The sequence below is a fragment of the Nocardia vaccinii NBRC 15922 genome (genome assembly GCF_001613305.1).
GTDB lineage: Bacteria > Actinomycetota > Actinomycetes > Mycobacteriales > Mycobacteriaceae > Nocardia > Nocardia vaccinii.
This window is the reverse complement of sequence record NZ_BDCC01000019.1, coordinates 108399-130141: the sequence shown is the minus strand read 5'-3', so window position 1 is coordinate 130141 and position 21743 is coordinate 108399. Positions and strand designations below refer to the sequence as shown.

The 21743-nt window shown below is 67.6% G+C and carries 18 protein-coding genes and 1 pseudogene; 11 read left to right on the top strand and 8 right to left on the bottom strand.

Translation table 11 applies throughout. The annotated features are described in order from the left end of the window. Window positions 1–232: 232 nt before the first annotated feature. On the bottom strand, window positions 233–1426 hold the full coding sequence (locus NV1_RS14540) for an MFS transporter (RefSeq protein WP_067890967.1): 1194 nt from the start codon (window positions 1424–1426) through the stop codon (window positions 233–235). A 57-nt stretch (window positions 1427–1483) separates the two neighbouring features. Here NV1_RS14540 and NV1_RS14535 point away from each other — a divergent pair, with 57 nt between their 5' ends. The 4 genes and pseudogenes from NV1_RS14535 (at window position 1484) to NV1_RS14520 (ending at window position 5395) form a co-directional block, all read left to right on the top strand. Continuing rightward, window positions 1484–1837, top strand: a complete 354-nt coding sequence (locus NV1_RS14535) for a MerR family transcriptional regulator (RefSeq protein ID WP_067890964.1) — start codon at window positions 1484–1486, stop codon at window positions 1835–1837. Window positions 1838–2026: 189 nt separating this feature from the next. Then, complete coding sequence (locus NV1_RS14530) at window positions 2027–3340, top strand: MFS transporter (RefSeq protein WP_067890961.1); 1314 nt, start codon at window positions 2027–2029, stop codon at window positions 3338–3340. Between the two features lie 12 nt (window positions 3341–3352). Further along, window positions 3353–4034: pseudogene (locus NV1_RS14525) on the top strand (response regulator transcription factor). Further along, complete coding sequence (locus NV1_RS14520; RefSeq protein WP_067890958.1) at window positions 4034–5395, top strand: sensor histidine kinase; 1362 nt, start codon at window positions 4034–4036, stop codon at window positions 5393–5395. Before NV1_RS14525 ends, NV1_RS14520 begins: the two are co-directional and overlap by 1 nt. 7 nt (window positions 5396–5402) lie before the next feature. Here NV1_RS14520 and NV1_RS14515 read toward each other — a convergent pair whose 3' ends face one another. Further along, window positions 5403–6338 carry a TAXI family TRAP transporter solute-binding subunit gene (locus NV1_RS14515; protein ID WP_218026976.1) on the bottom strand — a complete coding sequence of 312 codons (936 nt, stop codon included), beginning with the start codon at window positions 6336–6338 and terminating at the stop codon, window positions 5403–5405. A gap of 485 nt (window positions 6339–6823) precedes the next feature. Here NV1_RS14515 and NV1_RS14510 point away from each other — a divergent pair, with 485 nt between their 5' ends. Then, window positions 6824–7168: a hypothetical protein gene (locus NV1_RS14510; protein WP_067890955.1), complete on the top strand. Its 345-nt coding sequence runs from the start codon at window positions 6824–6826 to the stop codon at window positions 7166–7168. Window positions 7169–7216: 48 nt separating this feature from the next. Here NV1_RS14510 and NV1_RS14505 read toward each other — a convergent pair whose 3' ends face one another. From NV1_RS14505 to hemW, 6 genes are all read right to left on the bottom strand, one after another. Continuing rightward, complete coding sequence (locus tag NV1_RS14505; protein ID WP_245713722.1) at window positions 7217–8791, bottom strand: LCP family protein; 1575 nt, start codon at window positions 8789–8791, stop codon at window positions 7217–7219. Between the two features lie 247 nt (window positions 8792–9038). After that, the gene (locus NV1_RS14500) at window positions 9039–10877 is read right to left on the bottom strand and encodes an LCP family protein (protein WP_084525375.1); all 1839 of its coding nucleotides are present in this window, start codon (window positions 10875–10877) and stop codon (window positions 9039–9041) included. 135 nt (window positions 10878–11012) lie between these two features. Further along, window positions 11013–11753 (bottom strand): 16S rRNA (uracil(1498)-N(3))-methyltransferase, encoded by a 741-nt coding sequence (locus NV1_RS14495; protein WP_067890952.1) that lies wholly within the window; start codon window positions 11751–11753, stop codon window positions 11013–11015. Between the two features lie 16 nt (window positions 11754–11769). Continuing rightward, window positions 11770–12918 (bottom strand): molecular chaperone DnaJ, encoded by a 1149-nt coding sequence (gene dnaJ / locus NV1_RS14490; protein WP_067890949.1) that lies wholly within the window; start codon window positions 12916–12918, stop codon window positions 11770–11772. Window positions 12919–12990: 72 nt separating this feature from the next. Beyond that, window positions 12991–14022: a heat-inducible transcriptional repressor HrcA gene (gene hrcA, locus NV1_RS14485; protein WP_067891897.1), complete on the bottom strand. Its 1032-nt coding sequence runs from the start codon at window positions 14020–14022 to the stop codon at window positions 12991–12993. A gap of 168 nt (window positions 14023–14190) precedes the next feature. Further along, complete coding sequence (gene hemW / locus NV1_RS14480) at window positions 14191–15393, bottom strand: radical SAM family heme chaperone HemW (protein ID WP_373864616.1); 1203 nt, start codon at window positions 15391–15393, stop codon at window positions 14191–14193. 307 nt (window positions 15394–15700) lie between these two features. Here hemW and NV1_RS46800 point away from each other — a divergent pair, with 307 nt between their 5' ends. The 6 genes from NV1_RS46800 (at window position 15701) to NV1_RS14455 (ending at window position 21697) form a co-directional block, all read left to right on the top strand. After that, a complete protein-coding gene (locus NV1_RS46800; protein ID WP_353526446.1) occupies window positions 15701–15793 on the top strand; it encodes an Ms4527A family Cys-rich leader peptide in 93 nt (30 codons plus the stop codon). 122 nt (window positions 15794–15915) lie between these two features. Then, window positions 15916–17742 carry a nitrite/sulfite reductase gene (locus NV1_RS14475; protein ID WP_084525373.1) on the top strand — a complete coding sequence of 609 codons (1827 nt, stop codon included), beginning with the start codon at window positions 15916–15918 and terminating at the stop codon, window positions 17740–17742. 14 nt (window positions 17743–17756) lie between these two features. Next, a complete protein-coding gene (locus NV1_RS14470) occupies window positions 17757–18473 on the top strand; it encodes a phosphoadenylyl-sulfate reductase (RefSeq protein WP_067890945.1) in 717 nt (238 codons plus the stop codon). Next, the gene (gene cysD, locus NV1_RS14465; protein WP_245713721.1) at window positions 18452–19435 is read left to right on the top strand and encodes a sulfate adenylyltransferase subunit CysD; all 984 of its coding nucleotides are present in this window, start codon (window positions 18452–18454) and stop codon (window positions 19433–19435) included. Before NV1_RS14470 ends, cysD begins: the two co-directional genes overlap by 22 nt. A 115-nt stretch (window positions 19436–19550) precedes the next feature. After that, window positions 19551–20846 (top strand): sulfate adenylyltransferase subunit 1, encoded by a 1296-nt coding sequence (locus NV1_RS14460; protein WP_067890942.1) that lies wholly within the window; start codon window positions 19551–19553, stop codon window positions 20844–20846. Continuing rightward, window positions 20846–21697, top strand: coding sequence for a sirohydrochlorin chelatase (locus NV1_RS14455; RefSeq protein ID WP_084525372.1), 852 nt, complete (start codon window positions 20846–20848; stop codon window positions 21695–21697). The genes NV1_RS14460 and NV1_RS14455 overlap by 1 nt, the downstream gene beginning before the upstream one ends. Window positions 21698–21743 lie beyond the last annotated feature (46 nt).

The following is a 21743-nucleotide window of genomic DNA, read 5'->3' as shown; positions in this document are numbered from 1 at the left end:
AGGGCGGCACCGCTCGCGAACATCGCCGCGGCAACCGTCGGCGGCCGGGGATCGGAACGCACGCTCGACGACCGATCACCTTCATTCGGGTACAGCTTCAGCGGTACGGAGAGTACTGAGAGGTAATGGAATCACCGAGTTCCGCGGCCGTGTGTCACAAACGCGGACAAAAGCTTAGGTCGGGCATCGAGCTCATGTCCAGCTAATCGTCCGGGGCGTGGACTCCGAATGTCTACTCGACATAACGCAACTCGCGATCCGCCGCATTTCCGGATGAATCCTTCCGAATGCCCGAGTGCAGGAGGGCGAATGGGACGAGCGCGAGGGTCGCGACGACCGCGGCGATCACGGGCAGCAATCCCACGACGCCGAGAGAGGAGGTCAGGCTGCCGAGACCGGCCCCGAGGCCGATGCCGAGGTTGAGCACCGTGATCAGGATGCTGCCCGCGGTGTTGCGGAACCGTTCGGAGGCCACCCGCATGACGCGGGCCTGCAGGACCACGGGAAGGACCCCGATGAGTACCCCCCACAGCGTCACCAGGACGACGTAAACGATTGCGCCACTGTGTATTCCCATCCCCGCGGTGACCACGGCCAGCGCGAGGGCGGTTACCGGCAGCGCCGCGGTGGGCCAGCGATCTCCGATCCGGCCCGCCACCAGGACACCGCCGAAACCGCCGATCCCGCTGGCGAGCAGAACCCCGGGCACGGCTCCGGCGCCGAGCCCGGCGGCGGCGCTGACCGGAACGACGAAGGTGAACACCGCGTAGTACCCGATGAGCGAGAAGAACCCGCCCCCGGCAACCAGCAGCACGGACCTGGCCGATCGGTCCCAACGCTCGGGCTCGGGTCGGGTGCCGTTGCCGACCGGCGGTACCAGGATCGTGATGACCGCCGCGCACAGGGCGCACAGTACGGCAAGCGCCGCGAAGGTCACCCGCCAGCCGATCTGGTGCGCCACCTGCGTTCCCAGCGGCACGCCGACCAGACCCGCGACGGTGGGTCCGGCCAGCACGATCGACAGGGCGCGCCCGACCCGCTCGGGAGGGACCAGCGAAGCGCCGTAGGCGACGACCACGGCCCAGAACAAGCCGTGTGCGGCGGCCGCGACCATCCGGGCGACCAGCGCCATCGCATACGCCGGAGCCAGCGCCGTGGCCAGATTCGCGGCTGCCATGACGCCCAGGCTCGCCAGTACCACCGACTTGCGAGACCAACGCATCGTCAAGCGCACCAACGGAATTCCGGTCAGCGCGATGGTGCCCGCCCAGCCGGTCACGAGTAATCCGGCCGTCGACACGTCGACCGAGAGGGACAAGCTCATGGAGTCCAGGACTCCCGCGGGCATCATCTCGGCGCTGACGGTCGTGAAGGTCGCCCCACCGAGCGCCAGTAGCGGTATCAGGAAGCCCTTTGATCTGTTCACATCGAAAACGTAAACTTTGACATCTATGTCAAAGTCAAGAGGAAAGTTCGAGCCACGATGAAGATCGGCGAACTCGCGGAGCGCACCGGAATCTCCACGCGAATGCTGCGCTACTACGAATCCCAGGGCCTGCTGCGGTCCGAGCGAGGTTCCAACGGCTACCGCTACTTCCCGGACAGCGACATCGAGCGCGCCCGAACCATTGCCAGCCTGATCCGATCGGGCCTGCCCACCAGACTGATCCGCGTCGTCCTGTCCGCCGAGGACAGGCCGGACGACTGGACCGACGCATGCGACAGCGAATTCGCCGCGATCCTGCGGGCTGAACTGATCAGCCTCGACGACAAGATCGCCTGCCTGAGCCGAAGCCGGGAAACCGTCAGCGCCTACCTGGCACGCGCCGCCCGTTGACGATCCCGGTGGGCCACGCGCCGCTGCCCCGCCGAAGTCGTCCGAACCCCTCTCACCCCGGCCGAGTCCCGGGCGAATGTTAACCCCGGGTTAGATCCCGGGCCGGATCGCCGTGCCGACGAGGCGTGGCCGGTGACCCTTTCGGTGACCCGCGGAGAACGTGATCGCGGGCCTATCGAGGAGGCATTCATGGCCACGACTGGTGCGCCGGGCGCGCGCAACGTCTGGACAGCGTTGATCGGCGGTTCGATCGGAAATCTGATCGAGTGGTACGACTGGTTCGTTTATTCGACCTTTTCCGTGTACTTCGCCTCGGCGTTCTTTCCCAAGGGCAATCCGACGGCCCAATTGCTCAATACCGCAGGCATTTTCGCGGTCGGATTCTTCATGCGCCCGGTCGGCGGCTGGCTGCTCGGACGGCTCGGCGACCGGAGGGGGCGCAAGGCGGCGCTGACCACCACCGTGACGATGATGACGGCCAGCGCCCTGCTGATCGCGGTGGCGCCCACTTATGCCCAGGTCGGTTATTTCGGCGCGCTGGTGCTCTTGCTGGCGCGATTGCTGCAGGGGTTGTCGATCGGCGGCGAGTACGCGGCCAGCGCGGCCTATCTGAGCGAGACGTCCATACCCGGCAGACGAGGTTTCTTCTCCAGCTTCCAGATGGTCTTCATGAAGGTCGGGCAATTGTTCGGGCTGGCGCTGCAGATCATCCTGCAGCACTCGATGTCGGACCACACCCTGCACTCCTGGGGCTGGCGCATCCCGTTCGTCTTCGGCGGCTTCGCCGCGGCCGGCATCTACTACATGCGGCGCAAGATGCTCGAGACCGAGACGTTCGACGAGGACGACACGGCCGGACGCGAGCGCGGCACACTGCGCGCGCTGTTCACCTACAAGCGGGAATTCCTGCTGGTGCTGGGTTTCAGCATGGGTGGCACACTGTGCGACTACACGTATTCCACGTATATGACGAAGTATCTGTCCAACAGCGCCGGGCTCAGCAAGGACACCGCCGCCCTGGTCAGCTTCTGCGCCATCGTGGTGTTCATCGTCCTGCAACCGCTGGCCGGCGCGCTCTCGGACCGGATCGGTCGACGTCCGCTGCTGATCGGCTTCGGCGTGACCGCGACGCTGGGCACCGTACCGCTGATGACCGCACTGAAGGGTGTGCACGGATTCGGTGACGCGCTGGTGCTGATGCTGATCGGCCTGGTGATCATCACCGGATACACCTCGATCAGCGGTGTGGTGAAGACCGAGTTGTTCCCCACCTATGTCCGCACCCTCGGCGTCGCACTGCCTTACGCGATCGCCAACGCATTGTTCGGCGGCAGCGCCGAATACGTGGGGCTGTGGTTCAAGCACGCCGGGATCGAATCCGGATTCTTCTGGTACGTCACCGGGTGCTGCGCGATCTCGCTGGTCGTGTACATCGCGATGCGGGAGACCCGGAATGTGGCATTTTCCAGCCAGGATCGGGCATCGGAGCAGGTCAGCGCGTAGTCTGTGGCGACGATGAGAGTGCTGCTGGTCGAGGACGACGATCGGTTCGCCGATGCCTTGACCACGGCACTGTCGGGCCGTGGTCATCGGGTCGAGCGGGTGGCCCGCGCCGACGAGGGTTTGCGCCGCAAGAGCGGCGTGGAATTCATCCTGCTCGACCTCGGTCTGCCCGACGGCGACGGCCTGGACATGCTCCGGCGGCTGCGGCAGGTCTCGGCGGTGCCGGTGATCGTGCTGACCGCGCGCCGAGGAGACCACGGTGCTGCGCGCGCTGTGGGGCGGCGCCGACGATTATCTGGTGAAGCCGTTCCGGATCATGGAACTGCTGGCCCGCATGGAGGTGGTGCGGCGTCGGCTGCCCCGGCCCGGAATGCCGACGGCCGGTGCGGATATCGTGGTGTCCGGGGATGTGCGGATCGAATTCCCCACCCGCACGGTGACTGTCGCCGGAAGCGCGGTGGCCCTGACCAGTCGCGAATTCGATGTGCTGGCCCTGTTGGCCCGCACCCCCGGTGTGGTGCGCAGCCGGGCCGAAATACTCGACGCGGTCTGGGGTGACGCCTTTCTCGCCGCGTCCCGCTCACTGGACGTGCACATCCGGGGCATTCGCGCGAAAACCGGCCGCCCCGACCTGATCCGGACCCTGCGCGGCGCCGGATACCGCCTGGACCTCGGCGAGACGACCGCGCCCTGATGCGCCGCCGGATTCTCGCCACCTACCTCACCCTCATCGCGGGATTGCTTCTGGCCCTGGCGATTCCGCTCGGCTGGGCGTTCGCCCTCGAGCGCACCAATCAGCTGCTGCTCGATCGGCGCGCCGATGCCACCAGGTTCGCGCTGCTCGCCGAACAGGCCGTGCAGGACGGCGACACCTCCCGGCTGCGCATCGAAATCGACCGCTACGCCGACCTTTACGACGCCACGGTGCAGGTGCGTTCGAACACCGGCGTGGTGCTCACCGCCGCAGGGACATCGCTGCCCGCGAGCGGCGAGGAGGCCGTGCACGGGGCGATGCTGGGCCGCACCACCGAGAACCTCGCGATGATCACCCCCTTCGGGCCGGTTCGCGCGGTGATCGCCGAACCGGTCGGCCGCGACGCGCAGGTGCTCGGCACCGTGGTACTCGCAACGCCCACGACCGCGGCGCGACACGCGGTCGCGGCGGTCTGGCTCGCGTTGACCGCCGCCGCCCTGTTCGCCTTCCTGCTCGCCGCCGTGGCCGCGCGGCGACTGGCGCGCTGGATGCTGCGGCCGGTCGCCGAACTGGACGCGGCCACCGCGGCGATCACCGCGGGCCGCCTGTCCGCCCGCACCTCGGTCACCGGTCCACCCGAATTGCGGCAGCTGGAACAGCGATTCAACGCGATGGCCGATGCCGTGACCGACGCGCTGAACCGGCAGCGCGCGTTCGTCTCCGACGCCTCGCATGAACTGCGCACACCGCTGGCCGTGCTGTCGCTGCGACTGGAGAACCTGCGACCGCACCTGACCGGTTCCGGCGCAACCGGTTACGAGCAGGCGTTGGAGGAGATGGACCGGATGACGACCCTGCTCGATGATCTGCTCGCGCTGGCCCGCATCGAATCCGGTACCGTTCTCGCCGAATCCGTGGACCTGGTCGGCGAACTGGGCCCTCGTCTGCGTACCTGGCAGGAGGTCGCGACCGCCGCCGCGATCACACTGCGGGCCGAATTACCGTCCCGGCTGACCGCCCGTTGCCCGCCGGACACCGCGGGCCGGGTCGCCGATATCGCCATCGACAACGCGTTGAAGTTCACCGAGCCGGGCGGCCGGGTGACGGTGTCGTTGACCGCCGCGGGCCGCAGCGCTCGGTTGTCCATCGCCGATGACGGCCCCGGCCTGCCCGTGGACGAGATAGCCGTTGCGCGCCAACGCTTCTGGCGCTCCACCCGGCACGCGAACGTCGAGGGCAGCGGACTCGGCCTGGCCATCGCCGATGAACTGGCCACCGCCGCGCACGGTCGCCTCACTCTCACCGCTGCCACGCCGCACGGCCTGGTCGTCACCCTGGAGCTCCCGCTGCACGAACCATGAGTGTCGCTCAGCCGTATACGGATCGGTAGTACCGCCGGGCCCCGGGGTGCAGTGGAACCGTGCCCGTACCGATGGCGAACCGCTCGTCCAAGTACGCGCCGGGCGTCTCCGGTCCGGGCAGCCGATCCCGGGCGGAGAAGATCGCCCGGGTCACCCGGAAGGCTGGATCTTCCGGCAGATCACGATGCGCCACAAGGTAAGTCGGCACCCCGATGGTGGGCACCTCGGCCCGCTGCCCGTAGGTGCCGACGGGGATCACCACATCGGTGTAGGTCGGTCCGTAAACCCGGCGCAGCCCGGCGGCGAGTCCGTCCAACGGCAACAGCCGAATCGGCGCGTATCGGGACAGCGCGGTGAAGACATCGATCGGCACGCCCCCGGAGAAGAAGAACGCATCGATCTCGCGCCGGGTGAGGGCTGCGATGGCATCGTCGGTGCCCAGATACCGGGTCGAGGCGGGCTCGGCGAGTCCGGCGGCGGACAGAATCCGCTCGCCGAGTACGGCGGTGCCGGATTCCTCGGCTCCGAGCGCCACCCGACGCCCGGCCAGGTCGTCGACCCGGTGGTAGGGCGCGTCCGCCGACACGACCAGCAGCGTGTAGTTCAGATAAAGCCGTGCCAGTGCCGTGACGGGCACCGGCGCCGAGAAGGATCCGGTGCCGGCGTAACCGTCGGCGACGCAATCCCCCAGTGCCAGAGCGAGTTCCGCGCGCCGAGAGCCGATCAACAGCAGATTCTGCACGCTCGCCGAGGTATTGAGCACCGGGACCGTCAAACCGCTTACGGTGCGCTGCAATTCGTCGGCGAGCCGTCGGCCGAAGGTCTCGTACGGCCCGCCCGCCAGTCCGGTTGCCAGCGGCAACCGCACCCGCTCCGGTCCGGCCGTACACCCCGCCGTCACCGGCAGCACAGCCGCCGACAACAGTAGCGATCGCCGGCTCATCGTCACCATGACCGACCCGCCCACCCCGGACCCGCCCCTTCACGACACATCGCACCGACCACTACCACATGCACTCCTTCGACCGATCCGATTCTGCATCCGCCGACCCCGGTTGGGGCGGATACCCCAGAATCTGGTCGCAGAGGTCCGATTCCTCCACCCCCGGACCGACCGTGCGCTGCTGGTCGGGGCTGGGATCGTGGTCCGCCGGACCGCTCGTCCGGGGCTGGTGGATCCCGATCGATTCGCGACCTGACCGGGTTGAGATCGGCATGCGCGAGGAGCCGCTTCGCCGCCGAGCCGGTGCCGTAGTCGAGATACCGCTCGGCAGCGCGCCCGGTCGTGGCGGGCCGGACCCGGACGAGTGTGCGGGCGAGCGGCCAGCAAACTCAGCGCGGACCGAAAGCATTGGCCGCGGCCTGCCCGGGTACCCCACAATTGAACCGCAACGTATCGGTTGCGGGGCGAGGACGGGGGTGAAAGCAATGCCGGTTCGAATAGCAGAATGGCTGATCAGCAGCGATATCGTGGACGAAATGGCCTTCCGGATCGATGTTCCGGGCGGCGACCGGGGGCGGTGGATCGTCTCGTTCCTCCCGCCGGGCTTTCGACTGACCGAGAAGCAGGCGCTGACCTGCATGGAGCTGGCCGAGATGATTCTGCTCGCCCTGGAGTCGTCGATCGGCACGCTCGAACTGGAACTCGCCCGAATCCGGGCGAACGAACTGGAACTGAGCCTGGAGGACCTGATGTGGTTGCTCGCGGCCCGTTCAACCACCCTGCACGAAAATCCGGCTCCGGAAACATCGGGGTCGTCCGCACAGGCGTAGACGCACCACACCGGCACGGGCCGGTGTGGTGCCCCTGACCCGATCAACTCACTTCACGCAGGGAATCCGGCTGCCGTTCATACTGGACAGGTCGGTCGGGGCCGGAGCCTTCGCACCGAGGTTCGTCGCCGAGACCGGCGGCGGGGGCGGTGTGGTGGATGTCGGGGTTCCGGACGAACCATCTCTGCCCACGCCCACCACGCTGGTGAGGGAGTCGCTGCCGGCCAGCTCGGTCCCCACGGTCAGCTGAATCGATTGCGAACTGATCGAGGACGACTTGGTCGCGGTCAACCCCAACTGCCCGGCCAACGCCGTCGCCGCCTCCTGCGCACCCGAACCGTAGAGCAACGTGCTGGAACTACGCGTGGCACCGGTGATCGCCTCACCCTGCGTGAACCCCCGGCCGGCGAGGGCCTTCGCCACATTTCCGCCCAGACCGGTCTTACCCGAACTGTTCACCACGTCGAGCACGATCCCGGCGGCCGAGGCGATCGCCGTGGTGGTCGGCGGCGCGGCGGTGGTCGTGGTGGCGGCCCCCGGCTTGGGCGGATTCAGCAGATTCTTCACGTAGGCGTGGATCTTGTCCGGGTCGACGATGTTGATGGCCTCACCGTTGTTCGGATCGTTGCCGAAATCTTCGACCGGCAGCGTGAACAACGTCAGACCACCGGACATCAGCGACGACGCCTCCGCGGCGAATTTGCCGAGATCCAGACCGCTGTCCACGGCCATGTTCTGCTGAGCGACCCCGAGCAGATTCATCAACTTGCCGGGACTGGACATCGTTCCGCTGCTCTGCAGTTTGCTCGCCAAGGAGACGATGAACGCCTGCTGGCGACGGGTGCGGTCCAGATCGGTGAAGTTCAGCGATTCGTCCGGATCGCGCCGCTGCCGCACGAAGGCCATTGCCTGCGAGGCATTGATCTCCTGCCTGCCCTTCACGAAATCCGCGCCGGAGAACTTGTCCCGAGTCCGCTCGTTCAGGCAGACCGTGATCGGCTGCACCGCCTGAGCCACCTGGAAGAAGGCCGCGAGCGTGACCTCCACGAAATGGTCGATCGGCACGCCGCCGAGGAATTTGGTGACGGTATTGGCCTCGGCCTTGCGCCCGGCATCACGTGCCTTGGCGTCCAGCGCTTCCGGACTCTTGATCGTGTTCTCGTACTTCTGTTTCGCCGCGAAATAGGCGCGGCCGTACGCCTCCTTGATCTTGCCCTTGCAGATATCACCGCCGCAGGAAGTCGGATCCAAGGTGACGTAGTCGTCGCGGGGAATGGAGATGGCCGTGGACTTGGAGCCGTCGCCCGGAATGTGGATCAGCATCAACACATTCGAATTCATCCCGACGACGCTGTCGTCGCCCGCGTGCAGGGCGTTGTACATGTCCTGCGGCAGCGCGTTGCCGTGCTCGTCCAGGCGACTGTCCAGGCCCATGATGAGGATGTTCTGTTCGTGGCCGACCGATTTGGGGCCGTCGCTGATCGCGTCGGAGGTCGTCACGCCCTTGACCGCGTGGTCGTAGACCCGCCACGCCGCGCCCGTGCCGACCAGAACCAGAGTGGAGACCAGGGCGATGAGCGTGCGCGCGGCCAGCGCCGCCTTGCGGTTGCGCCGACGTCGCACCGGAGCACGCGAAGGCCGACGCGGCCACGACGCACCGGTCTGCTCCCCAGCCTGCGACCGATCGCCGCGTGCCGTGCGAGCCTTCATCACACGCGACGACCGCGGTTCGGTGCCATGCGGCAACCGCTCGGTATCCGGACCGTCCGCCGGTCTTCGTGGACGCTCCCCTTCATGGGTCATACGGACCGAATATAGGCCGCGATATCGCCGCCGGCGAAATGCGCGGGTTACCGCCCCGAGACCGGAATCACTTCACGCACGGAATCCCGCTGCCCGCCATACTCGACATGTCGGTCGGCGCCGGAGCCTTCGTACCCGCGTTGGTCGCCGACACCGGCGGTGGCGGCGGCGTCGTGGAGGTCGGAGTGGAACTGCCGTCATCGCCCGAACTGCCCGCCATGCTCGTGATCGAACTGCTGCTCGCCAGCTCCGTGCCGACGGTCAGCTGAATCGATTGCGAACTGATCGAGGACGACTTGGTCGCGGTCAACCCCAACTGCCCGGCCAACGCCGTCGCCGCCTCCTGCGCACCCGAACCGTAGAGCAACGTGCTGGAACTACGCGTGGCACCGGTGATCGCCTCACCCTGCGCGAAACCGCGACCGGCGAGCGCCTTTTCGAGATTTCCACCCAGACCGTTCTTGCCCGAACTGTTCACCACGTTCGCCGTCACTCCGGACGCGGACGGGATGTTCGTGCTCGTCGGCGTCGCGCTGGGGGTCGTGGTGGCGGCCCCCGGCTTCGGCGGATACAGCAGATTCTTCACGTAGGCGTGGATCAGATCCAGGTCGACGATGCTGGTGTCCTCGCCGTCGATGACCTTGAAGTCCTTGACCGGCAGGGTGTACAGCGTCAGCCCGCCACCCATCAGAGACGACGCCTGCCCGGCGAACTTACCCAGGTCCAGACCACTGTCCACGGCCATGTTCTGCTGAGCGACCTTGAGCAGACCCATCAGGGTGCTCGGGCTGGAAAGCGTTCCGCTGCTCTTCAATTTGTTCACCAGCGAGACGACGAACGCCTGCTGGCGACGGGTGCGGTCCATATCGGTGAAGTTCAGCGACTCGTCCGGGTCACGACGCTGCCGCACGAAAGCCATTGCCTGTGCAGCGTTGATCGACTGCTGACCCTTGACGAACCTCGCACCGGAGAAAGTGTCGTGCGTATTCTCGTTCAGGCACACCGTGATCGGCTGCACCTGCTGGGCGATCTCGAAGAAGGCGGCCATCGTGATCTCCACGAAGTGGTCGATCGGGATATCGCCCAGGAACTTGCTCACCGTCTTCAACTCGGCCTTGCGGCCGGCGTCGCGAGCCTTGGTCTCCGCGTCCGGATCGCCCTGGGCCTGCTTGCCCAGCACGGCACCGTAGGTGCGGCCGTACGCCTCCTTGATCTTGCCCTTGCAGAGATCACCGTCACACGCGGCCGGGTCGAGAGTCACGTAGTCGTCGCGTGGGATCGAGATCGCCGTGGATTTGGAGCCGTCACCCGGAATGTGGATCAGCATCAGCACATTCGAGTTCATGCCGCCGTTGTCGTTGTCACCGGCGTGCAGGGCGTCGTACATCGCCTGCGGCAGCGGGTTGCCATGCTCGTCCTTACGGCTGTCCAAGCCCATGAGCAGGATGTTTTGATCCTTGCCCGCGGATTTGGGACCGTCGCTGATGGCATTGGAGGTGATCACGCCCTTGACCGCGTGATCGTAGATCCGCCATGCCGCACCGGTTCCGACCAGAACCAGGACGGAAACCAGCGCGATCAGGGTGCGACCCGCGACCACCGCCTTGGCGGTGCGCTGGGGCCGGGCCGGGCGCCGAGAGTGCCGGCGCGGCCGCAGCAACGTCGTCGCGGCATCGGGATCCGGCTGCGTCTCTCGCGTCTTCGACTCGTCGGACTGGGACTCACCCGACTCGGGTTCCTGTGCCTGCGAACGACTTTGCCGCGTAGGCGGCACGGCGTGCGCCCTCTCGGCCCGCGCCGAACGCGCCTTCGCCACGCGCGACAGGCGCGGCTGAGTGCCATGCGGCAACCGCTCGGTACTCGGACCGTCCGGCTCCTTCCGCCGATGGCCCCCTCCGTAAGTCATACGGACCGAATATAGGGGTCGTGCCCGGCGTTCGCCAGGCGAGCGCCCGCCGACGTGGAATTGATCACCGACAGCCGGTGCGAGGTATGACAACGCGATCGAACCGGTTGTGCGCCAAGACAATGAATGATTGCTCTACCACCTGGAGGTCAGCGCACCCAACGCACCCAAGGCGACCGCGCCCGCGGTCGAGGTGCGCAGCACGGTAGGCCCGAGCAGTGCGACGTCCGCGCCCGCATCGGCGAGCGCGGTGATTTCGGCATCGTCCAGGCCGCCTTCGGGCCCGACGATGAGGACGATCCGCGATGCGGCGGCCAACGGCAGGGAAACGAAACGGGCCGTACCCGATTCGTGCAGCGCGACGACGATTCCGTTGTCCGCCTTGGTCTCCCGTACGAGTGCCAGCACATCGGAGGTGTGATGCGGCTCGGCGACCTCCGGGATGAACGCCCGGCGGGACTGCCGCGCCGCCGAGCGCGCCGCGGCACGCCATTTCTCGACGCCCTTGCGCGCCTTGCCTTCCCAGTTGGCCACGCAGCGCGCGGCCTGCCACGGCACGACGACGTCGACGCCCGCCTCGGTCATCAGTTCCACCGCCAGCTCCGAGCGATCGGATTTGGGCAGTGCCTGCACCACCGTGACCGGCGGCGCTACCGGTTCCGCGAGGGTTCGGTCGAGCACCCGCAGTTCGAGTCGATCCTTCTGCGCCGCAACAACTTCCGAGGAAGCCAGCACTCCCGCGCCATCGGACAGGGTGATCGGCTCACCCACACGAATGCGCCGCACGGTCGCGGCATGGCGGCCCTCGGGGCCGTCCAGGATCGCGATACCGTCCGGCTCGGGTATCTCGTCGAGATAGAAAACCGTTGCCGCCACTGTGATTCCGCCTGAGTCAGCGTCCGCTGAACGAGGCCCGCAGGCGCGCGAACAAACCGCTGTTGTGCTCGGACTGGGCCGAAAGTACCTCGGTGCGTTCACCATTGCGCATGGCCTTGTACTTGCGCAGCAGATCGGACTGCTTGGCGTCGAGCTTGGTCGGCACCACGATGTCCAGGTGCGCGATCATATCGCCGCGGGCGCTCGAACGCAGCTTGGGCATACCGTGCGCGCGCAGCACCGACACCTCGCCCGGTTGCGTCCCGGCCGGGATGGTCAGTTCGGTCGGGCCGTCGAGAATCGTGTCGACCACCACGGTCGCGCCGAGCGCCGCGTCGACCATGGGGACGCGGATCGTGCAGTGCAGATCGTCACCGTCGCGGACGAACATATCGTGCGGCTGCTCGACGATCTCCACGTACAGATCACCGGCCGGGCCGCCGCCGGGGCCGACCTCGCCCTGTGCGGCCAGCCGCACCCGCATGCCGTTGGCCACGCCCGCGGGAATCGGCGCGGCGATCTCCCGGCGCGAGCGCACCCGGCCGTCGCCGCCGCACTTGCGGCACGGATCGGGGATGGTCTCCCCCGCGCCGCGGCAGGTCGGGCACGGCCGGGAGGTCATCACCTGGCCGAGGAACGAGCGCTGTACGGTCTGCACCTCGCCCGCGCCGCCACAGGTCTCGCAGCGCACCGGCTTGGAGTTGCCATTGGTGCCCGCGCCCTGGCACAGGTCGCAGAGCACTGCGGTGTCCACGGTGAGGTGCTTGGTGACCCCGACCGCGCATTCGGCCAGCGACAACCGGGTACGCAGCAGCGAATCCGCGCCGGGCTGCACGCGCCCGCGGGGACGGCGCGGACCGGAGGCGTTCATACCGCCGAAGAAGGCCTCGAACACATCGCCCAGGCCACCGAAGCCGGCGCCGGAGAATCCACCCGGACCGCCGCCGGACTCGAGCGGATCGCCGCCCATGTCCACGATGCGGCGCTTCTCGGCATCGCTGAGCACCTCGTAGGCCGCCGAAACCTCGCGGAACCGCTCCTGGGCGTCCGCATCGGGGTTGACGTCGGGGTGCAGCTCACGCGCCAGCTTGCGATAGGCGCGTTTGATCTCCTGGTCGGACGCGTTGCGTCCGACACCGAGCAATCCGTAGTAGTCCCGTGCCACTTGCGTCTCTAGTCCTGTTCCGAATCCGTTTGCTTCACGATCTTCCCATCGCGAACACTTCACCCGGCGCGGTCACCTCTCGGCAAGTACCTCGCCGATGTATCGGGCGACTGCCGCGACCGAGGCGATCGTCCCCGGATAGTCCATGCGAGTCGGGCCCAGCACACCCATACCGCCGAGCACGGTACCCGGCATACCGTACCCGGTGGAAACCACCGAGGTTCCGCGCATCTGCTCGAGCTGCGTTTCCTCGCCGATCTGCACCGTCACCGTGCCCGGATGCTGCGCGGCGGCCAGCAACTTGAGCACGATCACCTGTTCCTCCAGGGCCTCGAGCACCGCGCGCAGCGAACCCGGGAAACCGAAGTCGTTGACGTTGCGGGTGAGATTCGCCGTGCCGCCGAGCACCAGCCGCTCCTCGGGATGTTCCACGAGGGTCTCCACCAGCACCGTCGATACCCGGACCAGCACGTCACGCAGGCGGGCCGGGGAATTCTCCGGCAGATCCGCGACCGCCGCGGAGGCCGCCGAGAGGCGTTTGCCGTCCATCGCTTTGCCGAGCATGGCGCGCAACGCGGTCAGATCCTCGTCCCCGATCACCCCGCCCAGTTCGACCAGACGCTGATCGACACGCCCGCTGTCGGTGATGACCACCAGCAACAACCGGGCCGGATTGAGCGCGACGACCTCGATGTGCCGGACCGTGGAGGCCGAAACCGTCGGATACTGCACCATCGCGACCTGGCGGGTCAGCTGCGCCAGCAGCCGCACGCCGCGTCGCAGTACGTCGTCCAGGTCGACGCCGCCGTCGAGGAAGTCCATGATCGCCCGGCGCTCGGCCGTGGACAGCGGCTTGACCTCGGCGATGTTGTCGACGAATTGGCGATAGCCCTTGTCCGTGGGAATGCGGCCGGAGCTGGTGTGCGGCTGGGTGATGTAACCCTCGGCTTCGAGCACCGCCATATCGTTGCGCACCGTCGCACTGGAAACGCCCAGGTTGTGCTTGTCGACCAGCGTTTTCGACCCGATCGGCTCCTTGGTCGCGATGTAGTCCGCGACAATCGCGCGCAGGACCTCGAGCCGCCGCTTCTCGGTGCTCGACATCGGCCCCACCTCCTCGTTCGCCATCGGACCGCCCGGCGTATGCGAGCAGCATCGACCGCGCGGATCCCGAGTTGATCCGGTTCCAGTTTAGTTCGTGAAAGCCTGATCCCCGGTGTGGCGTGGCGCAACCGCGGCGCGGACTCCGGTCCGCCGCCCGGACGAGCTGGTTCAGTCCAGGAGTGCGCGCACGACTCCGTCGGCCAGGAGGCGCCCGCGGCCGGTGAGGACGACCGCCCGATCCCGGACCTCGACCAAACCGTCGGCGACGAGCCCGTCGACCGCTGCGCGCCCGACGGCGTCCAGGTCCGCCAGCGGCAGCCCGGAACGCAATCGCACCGCGAGCATGATTCGTTCGGTGTAGCGCTCGGCGTCGGTGAGTTCCTCCCACCCGTCCGCGGGCAGGGCCCGAGCAGCCGCGACACGTTCGGCATAACGCCCCGGATGCTTCACGTTCCACCACCGCACACCGCCGACGTGACTGTGCGCGCCCGGTCCCGCGCCGAGCCAGTCGCCGCCGTCCCAATAGCCGAGATTGTGCCGACAGCGGGCGGAATCGCCCGAGGCCCAATTGGATACCTCGTACCACCGCAGACCGGCCGCGGACAGGCGCGCGTCGATGCGCTCGTAGCGGGCGGCGAGCACATCGTCGTCGGGGGCGGGCAGTTCACCGCGGCGGACCTTGCGGGCCATCGCGGTGCCGTCCTCGACGATCAGCGAGTAGGCCGAGACGTGGTCGACACCGGCCGCGAGCACCGCGTCGAGACTGGTATCGAGATCGGCATCGGTTTCACCGGGGGTGCCGTAGATCAGATCCAGGTTGACGTGGTCGAAACCGGCCTCGCGCGCCTCGCGGGCAGCGGCGGCCGGCCGGCCGGGAGTGTGCGTGCGATCGAGGATGCGCAGAACGTGCGTCGCGGCCGACTGCATTCCCAGCGATATCCGGGTGTAACCGGCGGAGCGGATCCGGTCGAAGAATGCCGGGGAGGTGGATTCGGGATTGGATTCCGTGGTCACCTCGGCATCGGCGGCCAGCGCGAAGTTCGCGCGGATGACCGCGAGCACGTCGGCCAGCCCGTCACCGCCCAGCAGCGAGGGCGTCCCGCCGCCGACGAAAACCGTCGACACCGGCGGCTGCCGACTCGGTAGTGCATCGAAAGCCGCTGCGGCCGTGGACATCTCACCACGCAATGCCTCCAGCCAGGACTCCGGTGAAGCCGAGCTGCCCAATTCGCCCGCGGTGTAGGTGTTGAAATCGCAGTATCCACAGCGCGTCGCGCAGAACGGGACGTGCACGTAGATGCCGAACGGCCCGCCGCCGAAATCACGCAGCGGCGGGGCGGGCAGTGCGGTCTGCTGGACGGCGGGGCTCACTCCTCCAGTGTGCGTGCGGGCCACCGCGCCGCCGGGCGCGGGTGCCGGTTCCGCGCCCATCCGACCGGGCGATAATCTCGGGAATCGGAGGCGATGTACCGGGCTGTGACAGATGTCTCCCGCGCGTCCGGCACACCCCTCGCACGCGTTCGCGGATCGGCATCGCGGAGGTCGAGATCATGTGGGCGCGGATGATCTATGACGCATCTCACAAACTAGGACGAGCGTCCAGGGAATTTCCCTCGAATCTTCGGAAAATATGGGCGGTCGGTCCGAACTACCCGGCTGACATGGCACAATAGACCGCATGACCGGACTTGGAGTGCGTCTCGTGGCTCGTCGCCACGTCGACTTCAAGCGTGTCTGCAGCGCGAGCTGTCTGCCGGAAAGCCTCCGGTAGTTCGGCCCCTGTTCCCGGTTCCGGCGTCACCGTCGCGGCGTCCCGGCCGCTGACTACCGAAGGCGCGAGCAGCCCCTCCCGCCTGTCGCCAGGTCTGATCACCACCCCCAGGAGCGACCCCTATGACGTCGAGTACCGACGCCGGTCATACAGCCGAGTCCGAACCCGTCGCACGCGCGGAATCCGAGCGTCTCGCACGCGAGCAGGAAGTCGCGCGCGAGCGTGCGCAGGCCGCCCGCGAACGCCGGTCACGGCCGCGCGCGGAGGTCAGCGGCCCGCGCGAACGCACCGCAAAACCACTGCGCCGCAAGTCCGAAGGTCAGTGGGCGCTGGGCTACCGCGAGCCGCTCAACCCGAATGAGCAGAGCAAGAAGGACGATCACCCGCTCAACGTCCGCACCCGCATCGAGAACATCTACGCCCCGGGCGGATTCGACTCGATCGACAAGGCCGATCTGCGCGGCCGGTTCCGCTGGTGGGGCCTGTACACCCAGCGCGAGCAGGGCTACGACGGCACCTGGACCGGCGACGAGAACATCGACATTCTCGAGGCCGCGTATTTCATGATGCGGGTCCGCTGCGACGGCGGCGCGCTGAACGTCGAGCAGGTGCGCACGCTGGGGACGATTTCGACCGAATTTGCCAGGGACACCGCCGATCTCTCCGACCGGGAGAATCTGCAGTACCACTGGATCGAGATCGAGAACGTCCCGGAGATCTGGCGGCGCATTGAAGGCGTCGGCCTGCAGACCACCCAGGCGTGCGGCGACTGCCCGCGCGTGGTGCTCGGCTCCCCGCTGGCCGGTGAATCGCTGGACGAGGTCATCGACGGCAGCTGGGCCGTAGAGGAGATCACTCGCCGCTACGTCGGCAAGAAGGAGTACTCGAACCTCCCGCGCAAGTTCAAGACGGCGATCTCGGGCCAGCAGGATGTGGTGCACGAGATCAACGACGTCGCGTTCATCGGCGTCGAGCACCCCGAGCACGGCCCCGGCTTCGACCTGTGGGTCGGCGGCGGGCTGTCCACCAATCCGATGCTGGCCAAACGGGTCGGGGCGTGGGTGCCGCTCGCGGAGGTGCCCGATGTGTGGGAGGCGGTCGTCTCGCTGTTCCGCGACTACGGCTACCGCCGCCTGCGCACCAAGGCGCGGTTGAAGTTCCTGGTCAAGGACTGGGGTATCGAAAAATTCCGCGAAGTTCTCGAATCGGAGTTCCTGAAGCGCAAGCTGATCGACGGCCCCGCGCCCGAGGCTCCGGTCCGGCCCATCGATCACGTGGGCGTGCAGAAGCTGCGCAACGGGCTGAACGCGGTCGGGTTCTCCCCCATCGCCGGACGGGTCTCGGGCACGATCCTCACCAAGGTGGCCGAGGCGACCGAGCGGATCGGGTCCGACCGGATCCGGTTCACCCCGTACCAGAAGCTCATCGTGCTCGACGTCGCCGACGACAAGGTCGAGGAACTGATCGCCGAGCTCGAGCCGCTCGGCCTGCAGGCGCGTCCGTCCAAGTGGCGGCGAAACCTGCTGGCCTGCAGCGGTATCGAGTTCTGCAAGCTGTCCTTCGTGGAGACCCGCAAGCGCTCCCAGGTGCTCGCGCCCGAACTGGATCAGCGGCTGGCCGACATCAACGCCCAGCTCGATGTGCCGGTCACGATCAACATCAACGGCTGCCCGAACTCCTGCGGCCGCTCGCAGATCGCCGATATCGGCTTCAAGGGTCAGCTCGTCGACGACGGCGACGGGAATCAGGTGGAGGGTTTCCAGGTTCATCTGGGCGGCACCCTCGGCCTCGATGCCGCCTTCGGCCGAAAGCTCCGCCAGCACAAGGTGACCAGCGACGAACTCGGCGACTACATCGAGCGCGTGGTGCGCAATTTCGTCAAGAACCGCAACGACGGTGAGCGGTTCGCGCAGTGGGCGGTCCGCGCCGACGAGGCCGATCTCCGGTAAGGGAAAGAGACGCAATGGCAAGCACTTTGGAAAAGCTCTCCGAGGACGAACTGCGGCATATCGCCGAGAACGGCGCGGCCACACTCGGTCCGGACGCCTCGGCCGCCGATCTGCTGCGGTGGACCGACGAGACTTTCGGTTCGAACTACATCGTCGCGTCGAATATGCAGGACGGGGTGCTGGTGCAGCTGGCCGCGCAGACCCGCCCCGGGGTGGACGTCCTTTTCCTGGACACCGGCTACCACTTCGCCGAGACCATCGGCACCCGCGACGCGGTGGAGACGGTGTACGGCGTGAACATCGTCAACGTGCGGCCCGAACACTCTGTGGCGGAACAGGATCGGTTGCTGGGTAAGGATTTGTTCGCCCGCGAGCCCAACGAGTGCTGCCGCCTGCGCAAGGTGGTTCCGCTGAAGCAGTCCCTGAGCGGCTACAACGCCTGGGTCACCGGCATCCGCCGGGTGGAGGCTCCCACCCGCGCCAACGCCCCCCTGATCTCCTTCGACGAGGGTTTCGGCCTGGTGAAGATCAACCCGATCGCCGCCTGGTCCGACGAGGAGATGGCCGAGTACATCGACCGCCACGGCATCCTCGTCAATCCCCTTGTGGAAGAGGGATATCCGTCCATCGGTTGCGCTCCGTGCACGCGGAAGCCGGAACCGGGAGCCGATCCGCGAAGCGGCCGCTGGGCCGGCCTCGCCAAGACCGAATGCGGGTTACATCAATCATGACTCCTACCGCGACCGATACCCAGCTGACCGACGCCGCCGACATCGACCGCGCGCTGCGCATCCCAGCCGCGCAGTTCGACACCCTGGCCGCGCTGGAGTCCGAGGCCATTCACATCTTCCGCGAGGTGGCAGGTGAGTTCGAGCGGCCGGTGATCCTGTTCTCCGGCGGTAAGGACTCCACAGTGCTACTGCACTTGGCGCTCAAGGCGTTCTGGCCGGCGCCGTTGCCGTTCGCGCTGCTGCACGTGGACACCGGGCACAATCTCACCGAGGTCCTGGAGTTCCGCGATCACGTGGTGGAGAAGTACGGGCTGCGGCTGCATGTGGCCAGCGTCGAGGAGTACCTTGCCGACGGGCGGCTGACCGAGCGCCCCGACGGGATCCGCAATCCGCTGCAGACCGTGCCGCTGCTGGACGCCATCACCGAGAACCGGTTCGACGCGGTGTTCGGCGGCGGACGTCGCGACGAGGAGCGCTCGCGGGCCAAGGAGCGGATCTTCTCGCTGCGCGACGCGTTCGGGCGCTGGGATCCCAAGCGGCAGCGGCCCGAACTGTGGAACCTGTACAACGGTCGGCACGCGCCGGGTGAGCACGTCCGGGTGTTCCCGTTGAGCAATTGGACCGAGCTGGACATCTGGCGGTACATCGCCCGCGAGGACATCGAGCTGGCGACCATCTACTACGCCCATCAGCGCCCGGTCTACCAGCGCGACGGCATGTGGATGACCCCGGGCAGCTGGGGCGGCCCACGCGACGGCGAGGAGCTGGTCACCAAATCGGTGCGCTACCGCACCGTCGGCGACGGATCCACCACCGGCGCGATCGTCTCCGACGCCGCCGACAACGCCGCGATCCTCGCCGAGGTCGCGGCATCGCGGCTCACCGAACGCGGAGCGACCCGCGGTGACGACCGGGTGTCCGAGGCCGCGATGGAAGACCGCAAGCGAGAAGGCTACTTCTGATGCGCCCCGAGCTACCCACCACACCGAACGCGCCGCACAGTGCCACCTCCCGAAGCGGTGACGACCGGGTGTCCGAGGCCGCGATGGAAGACCGCAAGCGAGAGGGTTATTTCTGATGTCCGACCTATTGAGACTGGCCACCGCCGGCAGCGTCGACGACGGTAAGTCCACACTGGTCGGACGCCTGCTCTACGACACGAAATCCGTTCTCGCGGACCAGATCGACGCCGTCACGCGGGCCTCGGTGGACCGGGGCCTGTCCACACCGGATCTGTCGCTGCTGGTGGACGGCCTGCGCGCCGAACGCGAACAGGGCATCACGATCGATGTGGCGTATCGCTACTTCGCCACGCCCGAGCGATCCTTCGTGCTCGCCGACACCCCCGGACACGTCCAGTACACCCGCAATACGGTCTCCGGCGCGTCCACCGCACAGCTGGTGATCCTGCTGGTCGACGCGCGCAAGGGCGTCATCGAGCAGACCCGGCGCCACGCCGCGGTGATGGCGCTGCTGGGCGTGCCCAAACTCGTTCTGGCCGTGAACAAGATCGACCTGGTGGACGACGCGGCGGGCGTGTTCGAGAAGATCGTCGACGAATTCACCCAGCTGACAACGACATTGGGCTGGGCGCGGGAGGACGTCACCGAGATCCCGGTCTCGGCGCTGCACGGCGACAACATCGCCTCTCGTTCGGAGAACACCCCCTATTACGACGGTCCCTCGCTGATCGAGCATCTGGAATCGGTTCCGGTCGACGCCGATGTGCACGGGCGGCACCAGGTGGGGCTGCGTTTCCCGGTGCAGTACGTCATCCGGCCGCGCACTCCGGAGTATCCGGACTACCGCGGCTACGCCGGGCAGATCGCCGCCGGCGTGGTGCGCCGCGGGGACGAGGTCGTGGTGCTCCCCTCGGGGACGCGCACCACGGTCGAGCGGATCGACACCGCGGACGGTGAGCTGGAGTCGGCGCAGCCCGGACGCAGTGTCACCTTGATTCTCGCCGACGATGTGGACGTTTCGCGCGGCGATGTGATCGCCGCCGCGACCGATGCCCCCGAGCCCATCGACACCTTCGACGCCACCGTGTGCTGGCTCGGCGACAAGCCGCTGCGCGCGGGCGCGCGGCTGCTGCTCAAGCACGGCACCCGCACCACCCAGGCGGTCGTGGGCGCACTGCTCGAGCGTTTCGACGAACAGCATCTGGCCGCGGATACCGAGGCGGAGTCGTTGGCGCTCAACGATATCGGGCGCATCTCGGTGCGCGTCGCGGATCCGATCGTGGCCGACGACTACCGGGTCAACCGGCACACCGGCAGCTTCCTGCTCATCGACCCCGCCGGGGGCAACACCCTGGCCGCGGGCCTGGTGGGCGATGCGCTGACCGCGGTCGAGGTCGGCACCGAGAGCTGATGTCGTACGACGGCGGCGAACCGCTCGACAGCTCCGGCCTCCGGGCCGGAGCCGGGCCGGTTCGCGGCGGTCTGGTGGCACCGGGCCGGGTGGGTTCGCCCGGTGGTCCGGCGCTGATCGCGGTCGCACACGGCAGCCGGGATCCACGCTCCGCGGCGACGATGACCGCGGTGATTGCCGATGTGGCACAGCAGCATCCAGGATTGGATGTCCGGTTGGCGTTTCTGGATCTGAATACGCCGTCGGCCGAACAGGTCATCGATGCCGTTGCCGCACAGGGGCATCGGGAGATCGTCGTGGCGCCACTGCTGTTGGGCAGCGCGTTTCACGCACGCGTGGACCTACCCGGGGTGCTCGCATCGGCGCGTGCGCGGCATCCGCGACTGCGGCTGATCCAGGCCGACGTGCTCGGTCCGGACACCCTGCTGATCACCGCTCTGCGCGAACGCGTGCTGGCGACCGGATCCGATCCGAACGACGACACGCTGGGCGTGGCCGTCGCGGCGGTCGGCTCCTCCTCCGCCGAGGCCAACCGCCGCACCCGCACCCTGGGCAGCCTGCTCGCCGCGGGCACCGCCTGGCGTACCGCGGTGTGCTTCGCCACTACCGAACCGTCTCTCCCCCAAGCGATCTCGGCGTTGCATGCGCTGGAGTGCACCCGGTTCGTCGTCGCGCCGTGGTTCCTTGCCCCCGGTCTGCTCACCGATCGCCTCGTCACCGCCGCGCCACACGTCACCCATGCCGAACCGCTCGGAAGTCACGGGCTCGTCGCGAAAGTCGTTGCGCAGCGGTACGAGACGGCGGTACGCCACCTGCGGGTGCGGTCCGACTCCGATATCGCCGTCGCGTAACTTCACACCTCACCACACCGCATGCATCCCGCATAGGTGCACAGGG